20 protein-coding genes are annotated in these 22200 nt (G+C 73.1%); 8 read left to right on the top strand and 12 right to left on the bottom strand.

The features are described 5' to 3' along the window. Positions 1-6: 6 nt before the first annotated feature. From ACFWNV_RS22835 to ACFWNV_RS22825, 3 genes are all read right to left on the bottom strand, one after another. On the bottom strand, positions 7-525 hold the full coding sequence (locus ACFWNV_RS22835) for a diadenosine tetraphosphate hydrolase (RefSeq protein WP_383950017.1): 519 nt from the start codon (positions 523-525) through the stop codon (positions 7-9). Positions 526-638: 113 nt separating this feature from the next. Next, a complete protein-coding gene (locus ACFWNV_RS22830) occupies positions 639-2756 on the bottom strand; it encodes a galactose oxidase-like domain-containing protein (RefSeq protein ID WP_383950014.1) in 2118 nt (705 codons plus the stop codon). 160 nt (positions 2757-2916) lie between these two features. Continuing rightward, entirely contained in the window at positions 2917-3630 is a 714-nt protein-coding gene (locus ACFWNV_RS22825) for an MBL fold metallo-hydrolase (RefSeq protein WP_383950011.1), read from the bottom strand. Between the two features lie 139 nt (positions 3631-3769). On the opposite strand from ACFWNV_RS22825, the gene ACFWNV_RS22820 reads away from it, so the two are divergent. The 4 genes from ACFWNV_RS22820 to ACFWNV_RS22805 all read left to right on the top strand — a co-directional run bounded on the left by ACFWNV_RS22820 (position 3770) and on the right by ACFWNV_RS22805 (position 7401). Beyond that, positions 3770-4678 (top strand): GlxA family transcriptional regulator, encoded by a 909-nt coding sequence (locus tag ACFWNV_RS22820; protein ID WP_383950050.1) that lies wholly within the window; start codon positions 3770-3772, stop codon positions 4676-4678. Positions 4679-4764: 86 nt separating this feature from the next. Continuing rightward, positions 4765-5253, top strand: coding sequence for an isochorismatase family protein (locus ACFWNV_RS22815; protein WP_383950008.1), 489 nt, complete (start codon positions 4765-4767; stop codon positions 5251-5253). 5 nt (positions 5254-5258) lie between these two features. Further along, the gene (thpR, locus tag ACFWNV_RS22810; RefSeq protein WP_383950005.1) at positions 5259-5897 is read left to right on the top strand and encodes an RNA 2',3'-cyclic phosphodiesterase; all 639 of its coding nucleotides are present in this window, start codon (positions 5259-5261) and stop codon (positions 5895-5897) included. A gap of 148 nt (positions 5898-6045) precedes the next feature. Next, a complete protein-coding gene (locus tag ACFWNV_RS22805; RefSeq protein WP_383950003.1) occupies positions 6046-7401 on the top strand; it encodes an MFS transporter in 1356 nt (451 codons plus the stop codon). A gap of 9 nt (positions 7402-7410) precedes the next feature. Here ACFWNV_RS22805 and ACFWNV_RS22800 read toward each other — a convergent pair whose 3' ends face one another. Beyond that, positions 7411-7764, bottom strand: a complete 354-nt coding sequence (locus tag ACFWNV_RS22800) for a VOC family protein (RefSeq protein WP_383950000.1) — start codon at positions 7762-7764, stop codon at positions 7411-7413. A 175-nt stretch (positions 7765-7939) separates the two neighbouring features. Further along, complete coding sequence (locus ACFWNV_RS22795) at positions 7940-8716, bottom strand: GntR family transcriptional regulator (RefSeq protein ID WP_383949997.1); 777 nt, start codon at positions 8714-8716, stop codon at positions 7940-7942. A 201-nt stretch (positions 8717-8917) separates the two neighbouring features. Between ACFWNV_RS22795 and ACFWNV_RS22790 the strand changes: the two genes are divergently transcribed. Then, positions 8918-9163, top strand: coding sequence for a DeoR family transcriptional regulator (locus ACFWNV_RS22790; protein ID WP_383949994.1), 246 nt, complete (start codon positions 8918-8920; stop codon positions 9161-9163). Between the two features lie 78 nt (positions 9164-9241). Here ACFWNV_RS22790 and argG read toward each other — a convergent pair whose 3' ends face one another. From argG to ACFWNV_RS22775, 3 genes are all read right to left on the bottom strand, one after another. Beyond that, a complete protein-coding gene (argG, locus tag ACFWNV_RS22785; RefSeq protein WP_383949992.1) occupies positions 9242-10690 on the bottom strand; it encodes an argininosuccinate synthase in 1449 nt (482 codons plus the stop codon). 91 nt (positions 10691-10781) lie between these two features. Then, a complete protein-coding gene (locus ACFWNV_RS22780; RefSeq protein ID WP_383949989.1) occupies positions 10782-11984 on the bottom strand; it encodes a GDSL-type esterase/lipase family protein in 1203 nt (400 codons plus the stop codon). Between the two features lie 86 nt (positions 11985-12070). Next, on the bottom strand, positions 12071-12640 hold the full coding sequence (locus ACFWNV_RS22775; RefSeq protein ID WP_383950047.1) for a TetR/AcrR family transcriptional regulator: 570 nt from the start codon (positions 12638-12640) through the stop codon (positions 12071-12073). A 71-nt stretch (positions 12641-12711) separates the two neighbouring features. On the opposite strand from ACFWNV_RS22775, the gene ACFWNV_RS22770 reads away from it, so the two are divergent. Both ACFWNV_RS22770 and ACFWNV_RS22765 read left to right on the top strand, forming a co-directional pair. Continuing rightward, positions 12712-13251, top strand: a complete 540-nt coding sequence (locus ACFWNV_RS22770) for an FBP domain-containing protein (RefSeq protein ID WP_383949986.1) — start codon at positions 12712-12714, stop codon at positions 13249-13251. A 358-nt stretch (positions 13252-13609) separates the two neighbouring features. Beyond that, the gene (locus ACFWNV_RS22765; protein WP_383950044.1) at positions 13610-14866 is read left to right on the top strand and encodes an Ig-like domain-containing protein; all 1257 of its coding nucleotides are present in this window, start codon (positions 13610-13612) and stop codon (positions 14864-14866) included. Positions 14867-14974: 108 nt separating this feature from the next. Here the strand turns inward: ACFWNV_RS22765 and ACFWNV_RS22760 are convergent, their stop codons facing one another. Beyond that, a complete protein-coding gene (locus ACFWNV_RS22760) occupies positions 14975-16213 on the bottom strand; it encodes a PucR family transcriptional regulator (RefSeq protein ID WP_383949983.1) in 1239 nt (412 codons plus the stop codon). Positions 16214-16341: 128 nt separating this feature from the next. Here ACFWNV_RS22760 and ACFWNV_RS22755 point away from each other — a divergent pair, with 128 nt between their 5' ends. Further along, positions 16342-17244 (top strand): esterase/lipase family protein, encoded by a 903-nt coding sequence (locus ACFWNV_RS22755; protein WP_383949980.1) that lies wholly within the window; start codon positions 16342-16344, stop codon positions 17242-17244. A 23-nt stretch (positions 17245-17267) separates the two neighbouring features. On the opposite strand, the gene ACFWNV_RS22750 is transcribed toward ACFWNV_RS22755, so the two are convergent. The 3 genes from ACFWNV_RS22750 to ACFWNV_RS22740 are packed head-to-tail and all read right to left on the bottom strand — an operon-like array spanning position 17268 to position 22181. Beyond that, positions 17268-18227: an aldo/keto reductase family oxidoreductase gene (locus ACFWNV_RS22750; RefSeq protein ID WP_383949978.1), complete on the bottom strand. Its 960-nt coding sequence runs from the start codon at positions 18225-18227 to the stop codon at positions 17268-17270. A 9-nt stretch (positions 18228-18236) separates the two neighbouring features. Continuing rightward, positions 18237-20252, bottom strand: a complete 2016-nt coding sequence (locus ACFWNV_RS22745) for a peroxidase (protein WP_383949975.1) — start codon at positions 20250-20252, stop codon at positions 18237-18239. Between the two features lie 54 nt (positions 20253-20306). Then, on the bottom strand, positions 20307-22181 hold the full coding sequence (locus tag ACFWNV_RS22740) for a galactose oxidase-like domain-containing protein (RefSeq protein WP_383949972.1): 1875 nt from the start codon (positions 22179-22181) through the stop codon (positions 20307-20309). Between the last annotated feature and the right edge of the window lie 19 nt (positions 22182-22200).

The raw sequence follows: 22200 nt of genomic DNA, 5'->3' as shown, positions 1-22200 counted from the left end.
GGGCAGTCAGTCGCGGGCCGGGTCGTACTCCGGCCGGCGGCTGCGCCCGGCCTCCGCTCGCAGGCGGTCCAGTTCGTCTCCGATCGCCCTGCGCAGCGGGGCGTGGCGGGGGCCGAGGGCGAACTGTGGGGCGGACCAGTGGGTGCGGGGGTAGAGCCAGACCGGGCTGCCCACCGCGGTGGGCGGCTCCCAGTCGTAGCGTGGCCACACGTGGGCGTGCAGGAAGCCGTCGGTGTTGCCCAGGATCTCCAGGTTGACCCGCCGGAAGGCGGGATCCGTGCGGCGGCATGCTCGCTCGACCGCCTCCCCCAGGTGGTCCATGTCGGAGAGGAAGGCCAGCCGTTGCGGTCTGGGGAGGTCGGACAGCCTCTCCGTGCCGGGGTCGTCCGCCAGGAGCACCGCGTACCCCGGCAGGAACTGCACGTCGCCGATCACGGCGAACCCCGCCGCCAAGCGCCGCAGCACCGTGGGGTTTTCGCCGCGCAGCGCGCTCCCGATCCGGTCCGTCCGCCAGTCGTCCGCCATGGGCAGAGAGTAGGGGAGCCGCGTGCTCCGGCGTCAGGGGCCGACGCCCCTCCCGCGCGGGTGCGCCCGGCCGGGTTGGGGGCCCGGCCGGGCGGGTGGTGTGCGGGCGGGGGTCAGGAGATGGTGAGGAACCGGGCCGTGCTCGGTACTCCCTGGGCGTCCAGGGCGAAGAGCATGTAGTTGCCCGGGAGGACCACGCCGGGGTCGGCGGGTATGGACACCGTGTGGGTGCCGGTTCCCGTGGCCGTGGAGGCGAGGGGGATCCGGCGCTGGTCGTTGTCGGTGGAGTGGGTCGCGGCTGCCGCCCGCATCAGGACGAAGGACGCCGCCGGGGTGGAGGGGGAGGTGGAGAGCGTCAGGGTGGTGCCGGGGGCCGTCCTGGAGGGGGCTCCCCCGGTGATCTCGGGGCGCGGTTTCGGCGATCCGTCCGGGTTGAGCAGGTACGGCGGTGTGAAGACGGCCCCGTCGGCGTGGTTGGTGGCGCAGTCGCCGCACAGGCCTCCGCCGCCGGAGAAGACCCGTCCGTCCGGCAACAGGTTGGCCACGCTGTGGTAGTTGCGCGGCACGGCCATGGTGGCGAGCGGGGTGAAGACGCCGGTCGCGGGGTCCCACAGTTCGGGGGTCAGGACCGAGGTCGCGTCACTGAAGGGGACCGGGTAGCTCTGTCCGCCGAAGACGAGGACCTTGCCGTCGGGCAGGACCACGCTGTTGGCGAAGGCCCTGGCGTACGCCATGTCACCGGTCCGCGCGGTCTCGACCTGGGTGCCCGCGATGTTCACGGTGTAGGCGCGGCGCGTGGCGGGGGTGTTCTGGTAGGCGGGCGAGCCGCCGAGGGTGAGCAGTTTGCCGATGTCGTAGGCGACGGCGTTGCCCGTCATGGCGTCGCCGCTGTCGGACCGGGTGCCGGCCGGGGTGATACTGCCCGTACCGGTGGTCGAGATCCAGTTCATCTGCTTGCTCGGGCCCAGTTGCAGCACCTTGCCGCCCGAAGTGGCGTGCAGCCACATGTGGTTGTCGGCGCGGTAGGGTCCGGCCGGGTCGGCCGTGGAGGCCTGGAGGGCGGGGACTCCCGGGAGCCCGCGCCAGGTTCCGGTGGCCGGAGACCAGGCCTCGGCGGCCTTGTCGCCCGCGGGGCCGCTCCAGGATCCGCCCAGGACGAAGGCCTCGCCGGTGGAGAGCAGCGTCATGGCCTGGTAGCCGCGCGGGATGTTCATGTTGGCGGTGGCCGACCAGGCGTCGGTGGCGGGGTCGTAGATGCTGGCCTTCTCCGCGTTGCTGCCCCCGGTGACGAGGACGCGGCCGTCGGCCAGCATGGCTATGCCGGGGCAGAACATGTCGTGCCCGGTGTTGTCGATGCGGCGCTGGGTGACCTTGCCCGTCTTCAGGTCGAGGATCGCGGTCTGGGTGTAGCCGTTGCTGCCGCCGAAGCGGTCCACCGCGTACGCGGACCAGGCCAGCAGTTTGTCCCCCGGCAGGACGGCGGTGGCCACGGGAACCAGGGGGAAGCCGGTGATCCGGCCCCAGGATCCGTGGGCGGCGGGGCTGGCGGGACCGCTCAGGCGGATCTCGGCGGCGGAGGTCCACGGGCCGCGGGCGCCGGCCTCGGTGGTCACCGTCAGCCTGACGAACCGGGCGTTCGCGGTACGGGTGAAGGTGGCGGTCTTGACGGTGTCGTCGTCGCGCCAGGTGCCCGCGGCCACCGGTGCGCCGAAGGCGGTTCCGTCGGTGCTGGTGGTGACGGTGTACGCGCCCGCCCGGCCGTTGATGCCGTTGGTGCGGGGGTGGTAGACGAGTGCGGAGACCGCGGCCGTGCGGTGCATGTCGATGGTGATGCTGTGCGGCAGCGGGGCCGCGGTGCCCGACCAGCTGCTGTGCCAGAGGGTGGCGGTGTCACCGTCGAGGACCTGGGCGGCGCGGCCGTTCTCGCGGACCGTCTCCTCGTCGCTCGCCACGGCCGTCCACCCGGTCCGGTCGAGGACGGGGGCCGCCGGCTCCATGGCGTTCGCCGGTGCGATGCCGTGGTGCGGCGACTGCTTCGCCGCCTGATCGCCGAAGGGCGCGGGTGACGGCGCGGACGCCGACCGGGGATCCGGGCCGCGGCCGGCCGCGGCCTGGCTCGCGACCCCGAGCCACGGCGTGAAGCCGATCAGCAGCGCGCCGAGGCCGAATGCGATGAGCAGACGTGATCGGCGTAGCAAGCGGGGTGGGGCGAGGAAGCGCCTGGACTGCAATCTGACCTCCTGGGACGAACCGGTATGCCCCATGGAAGATAGGTCAACATGGCGTCAACTCTCCTAAATGAGAGGAGAGTTGACGCAAAACCGCAGTCTCCCCCGGGGACCGCGCCGACACCGGCGGCCCCGAACGTCCCGAGGCGGCAGAAGAGACGGCCTAGACCGGCACGGTGCCGGCGGCGGCGAACGGGCCGCCGTGGCCGGGGACGATCAGGTCCGCCGCGGCGAGCACCCGCAGCCGGGAAGCGCGCAGCACCTCGCGGTCCGGGGCCACCGGGTCGTCGGCGGGGCCCTCGGCGTGCCACCACAGGTCGCCGGCGAACGCCACCACGCCCGAGTCCGTCCCGGCCAGCAGGGTGATGTCCTCGTGGCTGTGTCCCGGGGTACGGATCAGGCGCAGGGACGGGGTGAGTTCGTAGCCCTCGGCGTCCCGGTTCGTCCACTGGTCGCCCCGGTACTCGACCTTGTGGTCGTGCACCCGGGCCCGGCCGAACAGGCCCACGTTCATGGTGTTGTCCGGGTGGTGGTGGCTGAGCACCACGTCGGTGATGTCCTCGGGGCCCAGCCCCAGTTCCGCGAGCGGGCCGAGGATGTCCGCGTGGCTCGCCACCATGCCCGGGTCGAAGACGAAGTGCCGGCCTGCATCGGACACGTACGAGACGGTGGCGGCGACCCCGGGGCCGGTGGAACCGACGTAGCCGGTGGTGAGGATCTTGTAGACGGCGCTGCGGCCGAGCGGTGCGCCCGCCTTGGCCTTCGGCGCGTTGTCCGCCGTGGCCTTCGCCGTGGCCTTCGCCGCGTTGTCCGCCGTGGCCTTCGGCGCGTTGTCCGCCGTGGTGTCCGTCGCGATGTCCGTCTTCGTGTTCGTCATGGCCGTCATCCTTCCGCGCCCCCGGAGGGCGTACGAGTGGCACATCTGCCAGTGATCGCAGGATTCGTGCCACGGGTGGCAGACTGCCCCCGTGCCCCCTTTCGCGACCGTCGCCGCGTACGTCCCACCCGGTGTCGGCATGCTCGCCGTCGGGATCGTCTCCGAGGTCTTCGGCCCGCACGGGCAGGGGCTGCCCGGCTTCGACTTCGCGCTGTGCGCGGAGCGGCCCGGGCCGGTCCCCACCGACATCGGCGTGCCGCTCGCGATCGAGCACGGCCTCGACCGGCTGGCCTCCGCCGACCTGGTGATCGCCCTGCCCGGGGCCGGTTTCCGTACACCGCCCGGTCCGGCGGTGCGCGAGGCGCTGGTCTCCGCGCACCGGGGCGGCTCCGTGCTCGCGGCCCACTGCGTCGGCACGTTCGCGCTCGCCGAGGCCGGGCTGCTCGACGGGCTGCGGGCCACCACGCACTGGCGGTTCGCCGAGCTGCTGGCCCACCGCCATCCGGAGGTCGCCGTCGAACCGGACGCCCTGTACATCGACGAAGGCAGGATCGTCACGGGCGCCGGAGCCGCCGCCGGCTTCGACCTGTGCCTGCACCTGCTGCGCCGGGAGCACGGGGCAGCGATGGCCAACGCCGTCGCCCGGGACATGGTGCTGCCCTCGCACCGCGACGGCGGTCAGGCCCAGTACCTCGCCGCACCCGTCCCCGAGGACTGCCGCGACGAGCGGCTCGCCGACGTCCTCGCCTGGGCCCGCGAGCACCTCCACGAACCGCTTCCCGTCACCGAGCTGGCCCGCCGCGCCGTGATGAGCAGGCGTTCCTTCGCCCGCCGGTTCACCGCCGCTACGGGCACCACCCCGCACGCCTGGCTGCGCAACCTCCGGCTGAGCAGCGCGGAGGAGCTGCTGGAGAGCACGGACCTGCCCGTCGAGGAGATCGCCCGCCGGGTCGGCTACGGCAGCGCGGCGGTCCTGCGCGAACAGTTCGTGCGGCGCAGGGGGGTTCCGCCCCGCTCCTACCGCCGCTCCTTCACGAGCACGCCCTGAGGCCCGCCGCAGCCCGCAGCCCCCGCCCGGCCTTCCCTCCCGCCGGGGCCGCGGCGGCGGTACGGCCCTGTCCTATGATCGTTCCCGTGACCTCCGCACTGATCCTCATCGACCTGATGCCCCGCATCATCGACATGCCGGTCGCCCCTCACTCCGGTGAAGAGGTACTGGGCCGCTGCCTCCGGCTGGCCGAGGCCTTCAGGGCGGACGGGCGTCCGGTGGTGCTCGTCCGAGTGGACCGGCCGGGGGTCGCCGAGCAGCCGCCGGGCAGCGGTTTCGCCGGCGGGCTGGTGCGGCCGGGTGATGTCCGGATCGTCAAGCACACCGTCGGGGCCTTCCACGAGACGGGCCTGGACGAGCGGTTGCGCGGCCTGGGCGTGGACACGCTGGTGCTCGCCGGGCTGGTCACCACGATGGGGGTCGAGTCCACGGCGCGGGCCGCGAGCGACCTCGGCTACGAGCTGGAGTTCGTGGCCGACGCCATGTCGGGTTTCGCCGCGGACGAGCACGAATTCACCGTGGAGCGGATCTTCCCCAGGTTCGGCGACGTGCACGACACGGCGCACTACACCTGATCACGATGAACGACCTGAACGACCTGAGCGACCTGAACGAACAGCCCGGCCCCGCGACCGTCCGCGTGTTCATCGCCCTCGCCCCGCCCGACGACGCGAAGGACGAACTCGCGCGCGAGCTGGGCCCGGCCTACGCCGCGTACCCGGACATGCGGTGGAACCGCATCGAGGACTGGCACATCACCCTGGCGTTCCTCGGCGAGCTGCCGGTCGGGGCCGTCCCGCTCCTGCGGCCGCCGCTCGCGGAGCTCGCGGCGGCACGCGGTCCCGTACGCCTGGCCCTGCGCGGGGGCGGGCACTTCGGCGAGCGGGTGCTCTGGAGCGGGATCGACGGGGACCTCGACGGGCTGCACCGGCTCGCCGCCGATGCCCGCGCCGTGGTCAAGGAGTGCGGGATCCCCTTCGAGGACCGGCCGCTGCGGCCCCATCTGACGCTGGCGCGCGCCCGCCGCAACGATGTCTCCTCGGCGGTGGAGGCCGCCGCCGGACTCTCCGGGTTCACCGGACAGCGCTGGCGGTCGGAGCGTCTGCACCTGGTCGGCAGCAACATCGGCCGTGGCCCGGGGCCGATCCACTACCGCGACATCGAGGCGTGGGATCTCGGCGGCGTGGCGGACCCCGGCATCGGCGGCCGGGAGGACTGAATCCCCAACACCCCTCCCCCACTTCCCCGTTCGGCGATCCCCGGACGACAGGCAGGCCACCCTTGCCCGCACCGCAAGGAAAACCCTTGACGCAAAACCACTTAGCGCTAAGCTACTTCCTAGCAATCTAATCGGGGGAGAGATCGACGTGGTCACGGTCAGGGGCAAGGGCATGCGCGAAGAACGGGTGGCGGGCGAACGGTCGCTGCTGCTCGGGGTGGGAATCAGCGCGATCGGGATCGGGATGTACATCCCCTTCTCCCTCGTCTTCTTCCACCACGTCACCGGCCTCTCCTTCGCCCTGGTCGGCATCGTGCTGACGGCGACCGGCCTGGCCGGGCTCGCGGTCATGCCGCTCGCCGGCTCGGCCGTCGACCGGTTCGGGGCCAAGAAGGTCAACCTGCTGCTCTACGCGGTACGGGCCCTCGGCTTCGCCCTCTACCCGCTCGCCGGGTCCCTCCCCGCCTTCGCCGCCGTCGCGCTGATCACGGCCCTCGCCGACCGCTCCTTCCCCATCGTGCAGCAGTCGCTCATCGGTGAAGTGGCCCGCGGCGGCGCCCGCGACCGGCTCCAGGCCTCCATCCGGGCCCTGCAGAACGCGGGCATGGGCGCCGGCGCCCTGATCGTCTCCGGGGTCCTGGCCCTGTGGGGCACGGCGGGGTTCACCTACACCGCCTGGGGCAACGCGGTCGCCTTCGCGCTCGCCGGACTGCTCGTCAGCCGGGTGAAGCCGGTACGGGACCACGCGTACGGCGAGCTCGGCGCGGGCGGCGCACCCGTCTCCGCCAAGCGTCCGCCCGCCGGTTACCGGATGGTGCTCGCCGACCGGCCCTTCCTGGGCCTGACCGCCGCCAACTTCCTTACCGCGCTCGGGTACTCGGCCCTGTCCGTCCTCTTCCCGCTCTACATCACCACCTGGCTGCACGGCCCCGACTCCCTCACCGGTGCGGCCTTCACCGTCAACACCGCGCTCTGCGCCGGGATCGGCGTCCTGATCGCGAGCCGGGTGCGGCGCTCCGGAGCCCGGCGCACCCGCTCCGCCGCCCTCGGGGCGCTGCTCTTCGCCGCGGCCTTCGTGGGGCAGATCGTGCTCGGCACGGTCCGGCCCGGACAGACCACGACGCTGGTCGCCCTGCTGCTGATCGTGGTGGTCTACACGGTCGGCGAACTGGTCCACAGCCCCTCGGCCGGCGCCCTGTCGGTCTCGGCCGCGCCCGAGGCCGTGCGCGGCCGCTACCTCGCCACCTACCAGGTGTCGTACTCCCTGGCCAGCGCCCTGGCCCCGTCGCTCTTCACCGGGCTGCTCGCCCTCGACGGCCGCCTGCCCTGGGCCTTCCTGACCGTCGCCGCGCTGGGCGCCGCGCTCGCGCTGACCCGGCTGGAGCGCCACCTCCCGGCGGAGGCGGTGTACGCCGCACGGCCGGCCGCGACTCCGGCTCCGGCCGCGGCCCAGGACCCGGCCCCCTCCCCCGCTCGCGAGCCGGCCGTCACGGCCGGCGCCTGAGGGGCGAGGTCAGGCGGGCTGCCACAGTTCGATCCGGTTGCCCTCGGGATCGGTGACCCAGCCGAACCGGCCTACGCCGTCCATGTCCTGGGTCTCCTGGGCCACGTCCGCCCCCTTGGCGCGCAACTGCGCGAGCATCGCGTCCAGGTCGCGGACGCGGAAGTTCAGCATGGTCTGCTGGGAGGGGGACCCGAAGTAGTCGGTCCCGGACTCGAACGGGGCGAACACCGTCGGTCCGGCGGCCTGGCGCCACAGACCGTGCTCGTCCGAGTCCAGCCCGAGGCAGTCCCGGTACCACGCACCCAGGGCCGCCGGGTCCGCGGCCCGCATGAAATATCCACCGATTCCCAGCACACGTTCCATACCCGCGATCCTGCCAGGCGGCCGTCAGAATCCCTTGCCGAGCGCGCCCAGCACCAGGGGGTTGATCCCGGTGTCGACCTCGGGGAGCGGACGGGGCTCGGATCCCCGGCCCGCGTACATGGGGCGTATCCCCCTCAGTCCCTTCGTGCCCTCGGCCGCCCACGGCGCGTCCGGCTCACTCCCGCCCGGGAGCGGCCGCCAGGGTGGTGTGGAAGCGGTAGCGGTCGGCGCGGTAGACGACGCGGTTGTACTCGCAGGGGCGGCCGTGCTGGTCGTAGGTGAGCTGTTCGATGTGCAGTACGGGAGCACCCTCGGGCAGGTCCAGCAGGGGGGCCTCGTCCGGGGGGACCAGGGAGGAGTGGACCGTGTAGCTCGCGCGGGTGGGGACGATGCCGCGTGCGGTGAGCTCGCCGTACAGCGAGGCGGTGGTGTAGTCGGCCTCGCCGATGCCCGGGGCGCGCTCGGCCGGGACGAGGGTGACGGAGTGGCACATGACCGCGCCGTCGAAGAGCCGCACCCGGTCCAGCTCGAAGATCACCGCCCCGGGCAGCACCTGGAGGGTGTCCGCCTCCTCGAAGTCCGCGGGGCGCAGCCCGGCGGCGAACACCCGCGCGGTCGGCGTGAAACCGCGCCGGCGGCTGTACTCCCTGAGCCCGCCGATGAGCTCGGAGGTGTGCTCGAAGGCGGGAAGGACTCCGGAGCCTGCCGCGACGTGCCAGCCCGCCCGTTCCGCCGAACCGACCCGGCCCTCCTCCTGGAGCGCGTGCAGCGCCTTGCGGAGCGTGACCCGGCTGACGCCGAGACGCTCGCAGAGGTGGCGCTCGGAGGGCAGGCGCGTGCCGGGGGCGAGGGCGCCCGCGGCGAGGGCTTCGGCGATCGCGTCGCGCGCCTGTACGTGGACGGGCCGCGCCCCGTCCCGGAGGACGGGCCGCAGGTCGAGAGGCTGATTCACCCCTCCAGTATTCACCGGCGCGGACCCCTCTCCATACCAGGAATGGACCAGAAGGATGAGGCGCATCCGGGCTGGCGCGGCCCACGGGCCTGGGATTGGGGGACCTTCGGCCGGGTTCCGGTGCTCCGCTGTGGTCTATTTTTGGTCTACATCTGGTCCATACGCAACGTCTGGTCCACGCAACGGGAAGAAGCGCACGGGATGGACAGCCGACGGAGCTCCGGGATCATCAGTCTGGCGACGGGCAAGCTGACCGCCGCTTCCCGGCGCCACCACATCGTGGAGACGGCGTGCCGGGAGGGCTACGTCTCCCTCGAACGGCTCGTCCGCGAACTGGACGTCAGCTCGATGACCATCCACCGCGACCTCCGGCTCCTGGACTCCCTGGGCGAGGTGCGCCGGGTCCGCGGTGGCGCGGTCGCCCCCTGGATGACCACGGCCTCGTGACGCAGCAGAACGCCGCCCGCGGTCCCCATCGAGACCACGGGCGGCGCGTCACGCCATACGGCCGGCAGCCGGCAGCGACTAGTCGGTGCCGAACTCCATCGCGGCACGGTCCAGCAGCTCGTCGTCGCCGGAGACCTCGCCGCGCGAGGCGATCGCCTCGGCGCCGCCCTCGGGCATGGCACCGATCAGGCCGGAGCCGGGTGCCTCGACGGCGCCGATCAGCGCGGGGTGCGTGGTCCCGACGATGCCGAGGCCGGCGTACTGCTCCAGCTTCGCGCGGGAGTCGGCGATGTCGAGGTTGCGCATGGTGAGCTGGCCGATGCGGTCGACCGGGCCGAACGCCGAGTCCTCGGTGCGCTCCATGGAGAGCTTGTCCGGGTGGTAGCTGAACGCCGGACCCGTGGTGTTCATGATCGAGTAGTCCTCGCCACGGCGCAGACGCAGCGTCACCTCGCCGGTGATCGCCGTGCCGACCCAGCGCTGCAGGGACTCGCGGATCATCAGCGCCTGCGGGTCCAGCCAGCGGCCCTCGTACATGAGGCGGCCGAGGCGGCGGCCCTCGTTGTGGTACTGGGCGACCGTGTCCTCGTTGTGGATCGCGTTGACGAGGCGCTCGTACGCGGCGTGCAGCAGGGCCAGGCCCGGAGCCTCATAGATCCCGCGGCTCTTGGCCTCGATGATCCGGTTCTCGATCTGGTCCGACATGCCCAGGCCGTGGCGGCCGCCGATGGCGTTGGCTTCCATGACCAGGTCGACGGCGGAGGCGAACTCCTTGCCGTTGATCGTGACCGGGCGGCCCTGCACGAAGCCGATGGTCACGTCCTCGGTGGCGATCTCGACCGAGGGGTCCCAGAACCGGACGCCCATGATCGGGTCGACGGTCTCCACACCGGTGTCGAGGTGCTCCAGGGTCTTCGCCTCGTGGGTGGCGCCCCAGATGTTGGCGTCGGTGGAGTAGGCCTTCTCGGTGCTGTCGCGGTAGGGCAGCTCGTGGGCGAGCAGCCACTCCGACATTTCCTTGCGGCCGCCGAGCTCGGTCACGAAGTCCGCGTCGAGCCACGGCTTGTAGATGCGCAGGTGCGGGTTGGCGAGCAGGCCGTAGCGGTAGAACCGCTCGATGTCATTGCCCTTGAAGGTCGACCCGTCGCCCCAGATCTGGACGTCGTCCTCCAGCATCGCGCGCACCAGCAGCGTGCCGGTGACGGCGCGGCCCAGCGGCGTGGTGTTGAAGTAGGCGCGGCCGCCCGAGCGGATGTGGAACGCGCCGCAGGCGAGAGCGGCCAGGCCCTCCTCCACGAGCGCCGCACGGCAGTCGACCAGGCGCGCGATCTCGGCGCCGTACGCCGTAGCGCGCGTGGGCACCGACTCGATGTCGGGCTCGTCGTACTGGCCGATGTCGGCGGTGTAGGTGCAGGGGACGGCACCCTTGTCGCGCATCCAGGCGACGGCGACGGAGGTGTCGAGGCCTCCGGAGAAGGCGATACCGACGCGCTCGCCGGTGGGCAGGGAGGTGAGAACCTTTGACATGGGATGAGTATGCGCGACGATGCATTTTCATGCAAAATCCCGGGCCGGGAAGTTACCGGGAACCGGGCGGGCGTGCCGTCATTGTGGCGCGCTACCGGGCCTGCGGCGAGTCCGGCGGGGCGAAGGGGCCCCCGGCGGCGAAGGCGTGGCGGGCGAAGTTCTCGGCGATGCGCACGTGGCCCGCCGGGTCGGGGTGGAGGTCGTCCGGCAGCGGCAGCTCGGCGTGGTCCGCAGCCCCGTAGAGCTCGCGGCCGTCGAGGTAGTGCAGGTGCGGGTCCCCGGCCGCCCGCTGCGCGACGATCCCGGCGAGCGCCTCGCGGACGACATTGAGCGTCAGGCGTCCGGCGGCCCGTTCGGCGGGGTCGCCCAGCGCCTTGAACCGCAGGGTCCCGGTGCTGAAGTCGGTGGTGAGCGGGCCGGGGGTGTCCTCCTGGATCGGGCACAGGAGGGGCGACACGACGAGGAGCGGCGTCGCGGGATGGCCCTCGCGGAGGGTGTCGAGGAAGCCGTGGACCGCGGGGGCGAAGGCGCGCAGCCGCATCACGTCGAGGTTGACGAGGTTGATGCCGATCTTGACGCTGATCAGGTCGGCGGGGGTGTCGCGCATCGCGCGGGCGGTGAAGGGGTCCAGCAGGGCGCTGCCGGAGAACCCCATGTTGAGCAGGTCCACCGCACCCCGCGCCGCGGCCAGGGCCGGCCAGGTGCCGGTGGGGCGTTCCGCGTTCGAGCCGTGGCTGATGGAGCTGCCGTGGTGCAGCCACACCCTGCGCCCGCTGTCCGGCGCCGGGGTGACGGGGGCGTCGGTGCGCAGCGCGATCAGTTCGGTGATCTCGGTGTGGGGGAGCCAGATCTCGACGTCCTTGTCCCGCGCGGGCAGATCCGCGAAGCGGGCGGTGCCGGGCGGGCCCTCTTCGAGTTCGACCGCCTGGGTGGCCAGGTCGAGGGTGCGGACCCGGCCGCCGGGCACGGTGGCCCGGGCCGTGAGCACGCCGTCGACGACCAGGTCGTACGCGCCGTCCGGCGAGGCCGGGAAGCCCCGGTAGGCCCGCTTGGTGGGCAGGGCGTCCAGTTCGATGACGGTGGCGCGGGTACGGAAGGCGAGGCGCACGCCGGACGGGCGGGCCTCGGCCGTGGCCAGCTGGTCGTCGGGGATCTGCAGGCGGGCCCGGGCGGGCAGCCGGTGGGGCAGCAGGCCGTGCGCGGTGCGTTCCACGTCTGCGGCGCCGCGCAGGAGGTCCTCGGTGACCGGCGTGGTGACGGATGGGGTGGCGGAAGGGGTGACAGGGGTGTTCATCGCCTCGGCCTCGTGATCGGGGACTGATGGGTCTCGGGGTGTGCGCGCCCGCGGGCGCGGGTGCGGGTGCGGGTGCATGGGGCCGCTCAGGACGTCGGCCAGTTGCGCAGCATCACGTCGAGCGAGTCCACCATCCGGTGCCAGGACTCCTGCGGGTCCACGGCGGTGTGGCTGAAGCCGCCGCCCAGCTCCAGGCTGACGTAGCCGTGGAAGACGCTGCCGAGCATCCGGACCGCGTGCGTCTGTTCCGGTTCCGCCAGGTCGTAGCCGCGCAGGAGGGCCCGCGTCATCTGGGCGTGCCGGACGCCCGCGCTGGCGGCCGCCGTCTCGGGGTCGAGCCGGAAGCGGGCGGCGTCGTAGCGGCCGGGGTGCTCGCGGGCGTAGTCCCGGTAGGCGTCAGCGAAGGCGGCGAGGGCGTCTTTTCCGGCCCGCCCGGCCAGGGCGGCCGCGACCCGGTCGGCCAGTTCCTCCAGGGCGAAGAGGGCGATCCGGGTCTTGAGGTCCCGGGAGTTCTTCAGGTGCGAGTAGAGGCTCGCGACCTTGACGTCGAACCGCCGGGCGAGCGCCGAGACGGTCACCTGCTCGAAGCCGACCTCGTCGGCGAGTTCCGCGCCCGCCCGGGTCAGCCGCTCGGTGGTCAGTCCTGCTCGAACCATCATGTGCCTCCTAGCTGGCGATAGCCATTATGCATTTGCCTAAAACCTTTAGGCAAATTAGCCTACCGCTCATGAAGCCGTTGACCGAGCAAGAGATCCGTGCCGCCTTCGTGAACTGCACCAAGGGCGAGGCCAAGCGCCTGTCCGTTCCCCGCGACCTGGCCGAGCGGCCCTGGGACGACCTGGACTTCCTCGGCTGGTGGGACCCCAAGGCCCCCGAGCGCGCCTACCTCGTCACCGAGCTGGACGGCCGCACGGTCGCCCTCGCGCTGCGCACCTCCGGCGCCGCCCCCTCCCAGGCGCGGCGCAGCATGTGCTCGCTGTGCCTGACCACCCACACCGGGGGCGTCTCCCTGATGGTCGCGCCGAAGGCGGGCAAGGCGGGGCAGCAGGGCAACACCGTGGGCGCCTACATCTGCGGGGACCTCGCCTGCTCGCTCTACGTACGGGGCAAGAAGAACGCGGGCCCGGACGGCCGGCTCCACGAGTCGCTGACCCTGGAGGAGAAGATCCAGCGGACGGTCGCGAACCTCGCCGCGTTCTTCGCCAACGTCACGGCCGTCGGCAGCACCGGCGCCAGCGCATCGGCGACGTCGACGGCGACGGCCTGAAGCACCCCTCCCCTACTCCGTACGAGCCCTCTTCGGCGCCCGTTCGGCCCCATGGGCCGAGTTCATGATCATCGGGCTGCCCGGAAATCGTTTTGATGCTGCCATCCGGCCGAAGGCGATCTGGGAGGGCTGCGTGGCGCGCATGCTGTCATCGACACACCGTGGAGGACTCCGACTCCGGCGACGGGGCAGGACCTGGAGGGTGGCCGGAGCGGTGGCCGGGGTGGTCTTCGTCGTCGCCGCCGCGCCGCAGTCGGCGTCGCGGCCCGCCGACGGGCCGCAGCCGGGCGGCGAGCACCCCGGCTCCGTCGAGCTGCTGGTCGGCCGGGTGCTGGACGACGGGGGCCGGCGGTGCGCGATGGACGCCTTCCGGGCGGAACTGTGCGGCGGACTGGAGCAGCAGCTGGTCCGGGCCACCGCCAGCGGGGCCGGTTCCGTGGTGCGCGATCCCTCGTCCCGCGGCGCGGCCGGAGCGGCGGCGCACACCGTCGTCCTGCCCACCGACGCGGCAGGCCCCCTGGAGATCGCCCTCGCCGGACCGGGCCTGCTCACCTACGTCACCGTCCACGACGGTCACGGCCGCTACGTGGGCGGCGCCCTGGGCGCCCGGGGCCACCGCTGGGGCAACACCGAGCCGCTGCGCGCCGGTGAGACCTACACCGTCCGGGTCGGCGCCCAGGACGCGGCGGGCACCCCGGTCGGCGTAACCATGGCGTTCCGGACCGCGGCGGCGGCACAGGACGACCGGCTCACCGCCGAGTTCGGGCCCCGGCCGGGCACGTACGGCGCGGGACAGATCGTGACCGCCTCCCTGAGCCGCCCCGTCCCCGCCGCCGACCCGGCCGCGCGGGCCCGGCTGGAACGGGCCCTGCAGGTCACCTCGGAACCGGCGGTCGACGGGGCCTGGCACTGGGTCGACGACTCGACCCTGCACTACCGGCCCCGTACCTACTGGCCCGCACACGCGGTGGTGCACGTGGTCAGCGGTCTCGACGGGGTCGAGGTCGGGGAACGGGAGTACGGCGGGCCCTCGGAGGACCTGCGGTTCACCGTCGGGGACCGGATCGAGGCGCTCACCGACGCCGCCGCGCACGAGATGACCGTACGGCGCAACGGCCGGATCGTCCGGACCATCCCGGTGACCACCGGGAAGGCGGGGTTCCTGACCCGTACCGGCGTCAAGGTCGTGCTCGGCAAGGAGCGCAAGGTGCGCATGCGCGGGGACACCGTGGGCATCAAGCGCGGCACGAGCGAGTTCTACGACCTGCCCGTCTTCTACGCGACCCGCGTGACGTGGAGCGGGGAGTACGTGCACGCCGCGCCCTGGTCGGTCGACGCGCAGGGCGAGGAGAACGTCAGCCACGGCTGCACCGGCATGAGCACGGCCGACGCGGCCTGGTTCTTCGACACGGTGCGGGAGGGCGACGTGGTCTCGGTGGTGAACAGCGGCGGCGAGCCGATGGCCCCCTTCGCCAACGGGTTCGGCGACTGGAACCTCAGCTGGGACGCCTGGCTGGCCGGCAGCGCCCTGGGCGGCGCCACCGACGCCCCCCTCGCATCCGCCGCGGCACTCGCACCGGCGCACACCCCGTCCCGGCTCCTCCCCCTCACCTGACCGATCCACTTCCACACGGGCAAGGAAGAAGCCCCCGGGGACCTTGGGGAGTCCGGGGGCTTCTTCCTTGTCAGGCGGGAGGCACCGGCATTGATCCACAACTGATGCTCAAGGCCCTACGTCGCCAGGACTTGGGGCTCGCCGTGAATGGCGGTGTGTCGCGTCGTGGGCCGTGAGGGCGGCTGCCAGGTGGCGGGCCGAGGTGGGGTCGGTGGCGTCGTGGCCGGTGAGGAGGCGGATGCGGCCCAGGCGGTAGGTCAGGGTGTTGCGGTGGACGGTGAGGGCTTCGGCGGCCTCGGCGCGCCGGTAGCCGGCCGCGATGAACTCACGCAGCGTGGCGATCAGATGGGGCTGGTCGTCGAGGGGTTCCAGGACGCGGGCCAGGGCGTCGCGGGCCGGTCCGGGCTGCACGAGCTGGTACTCGACGGCCAGGTCCGACAGTCGGTAGAGGCCCGGCGGGCGCCCCAAGTCCTCGGCCAGGGAGAGGACTTCGGAGGCCTCGGTCTGGGCCTGCGGGATCGCTCCGTGGTCCTCGGCGACGGCGGCGGCCGCCGTGCACCGGAGCTCGGCCGCGGTGTCGAGGCGGGTGAGCAGGCGCCGGGTGGTGCCGTCCGCGCCGAGCGGGACCAGGAGGACTCCGCCTTCGCCCTTGAACGTGGCCAGCACCTCGGGGTTGCCGTCCAGTTCGGAGCGCAGGGCGCGCAGGATCCGGTTCGTCGCGCCGCCGGGCGCCTCGGGCAGGCGCAGGACGACCACCTCGTACCGTTCGGCGAGGGTGCGCCCGTACCGTTCGGCCGCGCGGCGCGCGGGGCGGCCCGCGAGCAGGACGCCGGCGAGGTTGCGGCCGTGTTCGCGCTGCTCCCAGTCGAGGTCGGCCTGTTCGCGCAGGTAGGCCTCGGCGACCTTGGGCATGACCTCGCCGAGGAACGTCAGCAGGCCTGTGACCAGGGCGTACGGGTCTGCGACGGGGTCCGGGCCGGTCGCGGCGAGCTCCCAGGCACGGCGGGCGCCGAGCGGGTAGACCCGTAGCACCGCCTCCAGGGGAACCCCGTCGCGGGCCCGCTCGGCGCCCCAGGCGACGGGGGCCGCCAGCTCCGCCTCGGTGGGCGCCCGGCCTTCGGCGACGGTGGTGAAGAAGAGCCGCAGCACGGCTTCGGTGTTCGCGACGAGGTCCCCGCCGAGGACGCTGTCGGGCAGCAGCCGGTAGGCGGGGATGTCGGCGGTCAGCCGGGCGACGGTCTCGGCCGCCATCTCCGGTATCCGGGGCAGCAGCGCGGCGGCGAGCCCCGCCGCGGCCCCCGACTCCCCGCCCGAGGTCACGTCCGAGGTCACGCCCGCGTCGTCCATCCCCGCATTGTCACCGTGCACAAACGCGGGAGGAAGCATTCTGCGCGTACCGCCAGGGGACAGGGGCGGCGCGCCGGAGCATTCTGTGCAGTCCGACCAGTGCATGACCCCCCGTCAGGAGATGTCGTATGGTCCGCCGTACCCGTACCCGTACCCGTGCGTCGCGCACCCGCACCCTGCTCGCCAGGGCCGCCCTCCCGCTGGCCCTCGTGCTCGGCGCCGCCTTCCCGGCGCACGCCGCCACCGAGGGCGTCACGGGAGGCGGGGTCAACGACTTCTCCTGCCGGCCGAGCGCCGCGCACCCCGAGCCCGTGGTGCTCCTCCACGGCACCTTCGCCACCTGGTACGAGGACCTCAACTTCCTCCAGCTCGACCTGGCCGCCCGCGGCTACTGCACCTTCGCCCTGACCTACGGCGCCTACGACGGCTTCCCGTTGGCCGGCGGCCTCAAGCCGGTGGCCGTCTCGAACCTGGAGATCAAGGAGTACGTGGAGAAGGTGCGCGGCGCGACCGGCGCGGCCCAGGTGTCCGTCGTCGGCCACTCCGAGGGCGGGCTCCAGGCCCTCTACCTCGCCAAGATGCAGGGCATCCAGCCCCACATCAAGGCGGTCGTGGCCATCGCTCCCCCGACCCACGGCACGAACGCCGCCGGGCTGCTGGACCTGGGCGACAAGCTGATCGGCCGGGAGACCATGGAGAAGATCGTGACCACGATCGGCATCCCGGTGCTCGCCGACGAGGTACCCGGCGGTCCCGCGATCCTGGCGCTGAACAACGGTCCGGTGGCCCAGCCCGGGATCGCGTACACCATCATCACCTCGCGCTACGACGAGCTGGTGACCCCGACCGGGACGGCGTTCGTCCGCGAGCCGGGGGTCAAGAACCAGTACGTGCAGGACTTCTGCCCCTTCGACCCGGTGGGCCACATCGGCGAGGCCTACGACCTCAACGTCTGGCACATGGTCCGCAACGCCCTCGACCCGCGCCGGGCCACCCCGATCCTGGTGTGTGCGGTCGGCTCGCCCGGGTAGGCGGCGGGGGCTGGAGAAAAGACCTAGGGAAGCGGCCCGCCCCGGGCCGTGAGCCACAGGGAGTACCACTCCTCGTGGCCGAGGTCCGGGGCGCGCAGCGCGGCGTCGCGGCAGGCCCGGATGCGCTCGGGGCGGCCGGTGCCGATCACGGGGGCGATCCGGGCCGGGTGGCGTTGCAGCCACCACAGCAGGATCGCCTCCGGCGTCGTGTCCTTCGCCTTGGCCAGAGCGCGCAGGTGCTCGGCGGTCGCATGCTCCCCCACGCTGGACTCCCGCCCGGTGAAGCGGCCTTGGGCCAGCGCCCCGTAGGCCTGGAGGCGGACTCCGTTCGCCGTGCAGTACTCGACGGTGCCGGCCGGGAAGCCGACGGCCGCCGCGGCCGGGGTGTTCACGAGGACCCCGTCCTCCAGCCAGTCCCGCCGGTGCAGGCTCATCTCCAGCTGGTTGGCGACGAGCGGGACGTCGAGGTGGCGTTGCAGGTGGGCGCACTGGGCGGCGTTCATGTTGGAGACGCCGAACTGCCGTACGAGGCCTTGGCGGTGCAGCGAGGTGAGGGCCTCGGCGATCTCCGCCGGGTCCGCCAGGGGGTCGGGCCGGTGCAGGAGCAGGACGTCGATGACGTCGGTGCGCAGCCGCGTCAGGCTCTCCTCGACGCGGCGCAGGATGCTCGCGCCCCGCAGGTCGTAGATGCCGGGGCGGTCGCCTTCGGCGAGCCGGATGCCGCACTTGGTCTGCAGCGTGATGCGCTCGCGCAGACCGGGGGTGCGGGCCAGCACCTCGCCGAAGACGGCTTCCGCCTTTCCGTGCCGGTAGATGTCGGCGTGGTCGAACATCGTGATGCCGCTGTCGAGGGCGGCCTCGATGACCGCCTCGGCCTCGTCGATGTCCTCGGCCCCGTACGGGCCGGGCTCCCAGCTCCCGCCGAGAGCCATGCAGCCGTAGATCAGCCGGGTGTCGCCTGTCACTGGTGCCGTGATCGCCATGCGGTCACCCTACGAGGCGGACGCCTTCCACAGAACCCGCTTCCCGTCCAGGATCACCAGCTCTCCGGAGCTGCGCAGGAGCAGGCGGGCACCGGGGTGGCCGCCGGTTCCGCTGGACCAGACCTCGGCGCCGTCGGCGTCGCGCACGCGCAGTTCGCCGTCGGTGAGCACGGCGTCGTGCCCGACGCCGCCGGTGTACGTGCGCCAGGTACGGGTGCCCTTGGCGTCGAGCAGGGCCAGGTCGCCCGTGGCGTCGAGGGTCAGCCGGGCCTTCCCCGCGTCGAGGACGTCGCCGGGGCGCAGCACGGAGGCGGTGTGGAACTCGATGGAGTCGTCGAGTTCCCCCTTGGCCAGGGCGCGCAGGACGGGGAGGGAGGGGCTGAAGGCGTAGACCGAGCCCTCGGTGCGCACGAACCGGCCGAAGTAGAGGGTGTTGGCCCGGCTGCCGGTGCCGTCCGCCGAGGGGGTTTCGAAGGCGATGGGCGAGTCGGGGCCGAGCACCGGGTCGCAGCCGGTGCGGGGGTTGCGGCCGGCCGGGAAGTCCGGCTCGTTCACCCACTTGCGCATCACCAGCTCGAACTGCCCCACCAGGTCCGACTGGTGGCAGACGAAGACCAGCCCGCGCGGGGCCTGCGGACCGTGCTCCTCGCCCAGTTCGGGCTTGTAGACGGGGCCGTACGGGATTCCGCGCCGCATCAGGCGCCGTGCGTCGAGCTCCGCCTGGGTCACGGGGGGCCGTCCCGGGGCCAGGACGAGGCCGCCGCGCGGGTTCCCCTTGCGGATGTGCGCGAACAGCGGCATCTGCCAGCCCTGCGGGTCCTGGCCGTAGTCGAGTCCGGCGTCGGGGTGCTTGCCCGGCACGGGCAGCTGCTCCGCCGCGGGGCACAGGGCGACCGGCATGCCGCCGGGCCAGCGGCCCATCAGGCGGGCTCCGAGCCACTCCCGGCCGGCGTCGGCGGGAGCGGCTCCGGCGCGCTGGAGTTCGGCGAGGCGCAGGGCGACCTGGGTCCACCAGCCGGGCACGTCCTGCGCGAGGCGGCGTACCACCTGGAAGGCGCCGCCGGTGGCCCAGGCGGGCAGGCCGGTCGGGCGCTTGTTGACCCGCTCGGGGCCGACGACGAACTCGCCGGCCGGGATCAGCCTGGTTCCGGGCTTTCCGAGGACGCCGGCGGGGTCGGCCGGATCGGGCTCGTCGAAGCCCCGTACGCCGGGCTGGCTGATGCAGTCGAGGAAGCCGAAGTGCTCGTGCCCGCGCAGCGCGCCGGGGAGGGTGGCCCCGTCCTGGCGGAACAGCACCGTCCCGCCGGCCCCGGCCGCGGCGGCGTGGTGTTCGGCGACGGCGGTGACGAGCCGTTCGGGCTGGTCGGCGGCAAGGGTGAGGACGGCGTGCACCGCGCGGCCGGGCTCCTCGGAGCCGAACAGCCAGGACTGCGGGGCGCTGGTGCCGGTGTCGCCGATCTGCTGCGCACGGGCGGCGGAGCCCTGGGTGAAGGCCTCGGCGCTGGAGCCGGGCGGAGCGGCGGGGAAGGGCTCCTTGCCCGCGAAGAGGCGCAGCCCCGGATGGGTCAGGCCGATCCCGGTCCACAGGGTGGCCATGGAAGCGGGGTCGATGCCTCCGCTGCGTCGGCGGGCCCTGCTGAAGGCGCGGTTGAAGCGGGCCACTTCCTCGGTGGCGGAGATCGAGGGCAGCAGGGCGGTCAGCCAGCGCCGGGCCTTGTCGGCGTCGCCGAAGTGGAGGAACAGGAAGCAGGCGTGGTCCTTGCGGAACCCGGCGAGGATGTCGCCCTGGGAGTCCCGGTCGGTGCGCAGCGGGAGGGCCTCGGGGGCGGTGTCCCTCCGCGCGGACTCCGGGGCCGCTCCCGCGGCCGGGCCCGCGACCGGGAGGACCGGCGCCTCGGCGGCCCGTGCCGTGGCGGCGAGGCCTGTGGTGAGACCGGCGGCGGTGAGGACCGCGGCCTGGACCACGGTCCTGCGGGCGGGTCCGGCGTGGGGGCAGCCCGGGGGCGGCGACGGGGCGAGGGCCATCGGCTTGCTCCAAGTGGCGAAGGGGCGGGGGCGAACGGTCGGGAACGGCCGGGTTCAGCGCAGCGGCGCCGCGGGCACTCCGGAGTCGAGCTTGATCCACTGGGCGACGCCGGGCACGCCCTTGGCATCGAGGAGGAAGAGCATGTAGTAGCCGGGAGGTGCGGCGGCGGCGGTCGGCGGAGCCTGCAGGGTGAGGGTGTCGCCCGCGCGCCGCTTGATCCGCAGTTCCACGTGGCGCTGGCTGGTGTTCACCGCGTGCGTGGCGGTGGTGGGCGCCAGCAGGACGGCCCGCTCGACCCGGTCGGGGGTGCTCGTGGTGACCTCGAAGCGGGTGTTGTGGCGGATCGGGCCGGTGGGCACCTTGCCGAGTGCGGGCCGGGCCCCCTGGTGGAGGTAGGCGGGCTCGTAGATCTCGATGGTGCCGTTCATCTGGTCCGTGATGTCGGCGTCGTTGGCGAGCTGCTGGAGCTCGTCCCCGGTGACCATGACGCGGCCGTCGGGCAGGACCACGGCATTGGAGTGGTAGCCGCGGGGAAGCCGCTGGGCGGGGCCGAGCTTCCAGTTCCCCTGTGCGTCGCGCATCTCGAACTGCCGGTACTTCAGATCGGCGTTCGGGTTCAGGACCCCGTTGCCGTAATCGCGGATGTCGTATCCGCCGCTCGCCGTGAGCAGCGTTCCGTCCGGCATCAGCAGGGTGTTGTCCTGGGTCCGGCCGAAGGCCCGGGGCTTCTCGACGGTCCAGCGGCCCCCGGAGAGCTTGTAGGTGTTCGGGTCGGTGCGGTCACCGCCGATGATCAGGGCCGCCTTGGGGCCCTCGTACCCGCCGGGCAGCGGCACGGCTCCCCCGTACAGCCGCATGCTGCCGTCGGGGCGGGGCGGCAGGTCGGTGCGGGTCTCCTTGACGGGGTCGAAGGCCCACTGTTCGTCGTGGACCCGGCCGAGCCCGTAGACCAGGCCGTCGCGGAGCGAGAAGAGCTGGGGGTAGTCGCGGGTGAAGGGGGCCTTCGCCTTGAACGGGCCGACCGGGACGTCGCGCGGGACGTCCGTCTTCTCCCGGGGCACGGGGTGCCCGAGGGCGGGGAAGCGCTCGACGAGCGGGGTCGGGGTGCCCCAGCCCAGCTCGGACTGGCCGGACATGATGAGCTGGCGGCCGTCCGCCCCGGTCACCACGGAGGGGTACCAGCGCCCGGTGGCCATGTCCTGGTTGCGGCTCCAGGTCTCCGTCCACGGGTCGAAGACCAGCGAGAGCTTGGCGCCGCTGCCTCCGTTGGAGCCGAGGTTGCCGCCGAAGACCCCGAGCATGCCGTTGGGGAGGAAGGAGTGGCCGGAGCAGAAGAACGGTGCGGGGCGCGGCGAGCCGGTCCCGTCGGGCATGTCGACCACCGGCGGCGTGACCTTGGTGAACGCCGCCGCGCCGGTGCCCTTCGCCGGGTCCCAGAGGAAGGCGCGGCCGGCGTTCGTGGCGCCGATGATGTTGGTGGGGGCGGGTTCCTTGGTGGGGTTGGTCTCGATCCGCTCGAAGGAGAAGAGCAGCACCTTGCCGGTGGGCAGCAGCGCGATGTGGGCGGCGAAGTCCGGCGAGTCGAAGTACTCCTTGAACACCCCGTACTTCTCCGGCGCCAGATCGGCGTTGGCCTCGGCCTGGGACTCCGTGAGGGCCTTCAGGCGGGCGCGGCGGGTGGTGTCGGGGTAGTCGGCGGCGTCCCGAAGCGCGACGCGGGTCCGGGCGTGCTCCTCGGCGTGCTCCTCACCGAGATTGCGCCGCTCGTCCGCGCTGATCTCGCGGCGCACCCGCTCGGGGGCGACGTACGGTGCCGGCCGCGCGGCGTCCGGATCGTACGGCGCTTCGTGCGCGGCCGCGGGGCCCGCGGGGAGCAGGCCGAGGAGGGTGCCGGCGACCAGGGCGCGGGCGACTCCGGGACGGGACATGGGGAACCCTTACGTGGGG

Source organism: Streptomyces sp. NPDC058401, assembly GCF_042722885.1.
In the GTDB taxonomy this organism is placed as follows: domain Bacteria; phylum Actinomycetota; class Actinomycetes; order Streptomycetales; family Streptomycetaceae; genus Streptomyces.
Note: the sequence above shows the minus strand (reverse complement) of the source record. Positions and strands in the feature narration are given on the sequence as shown.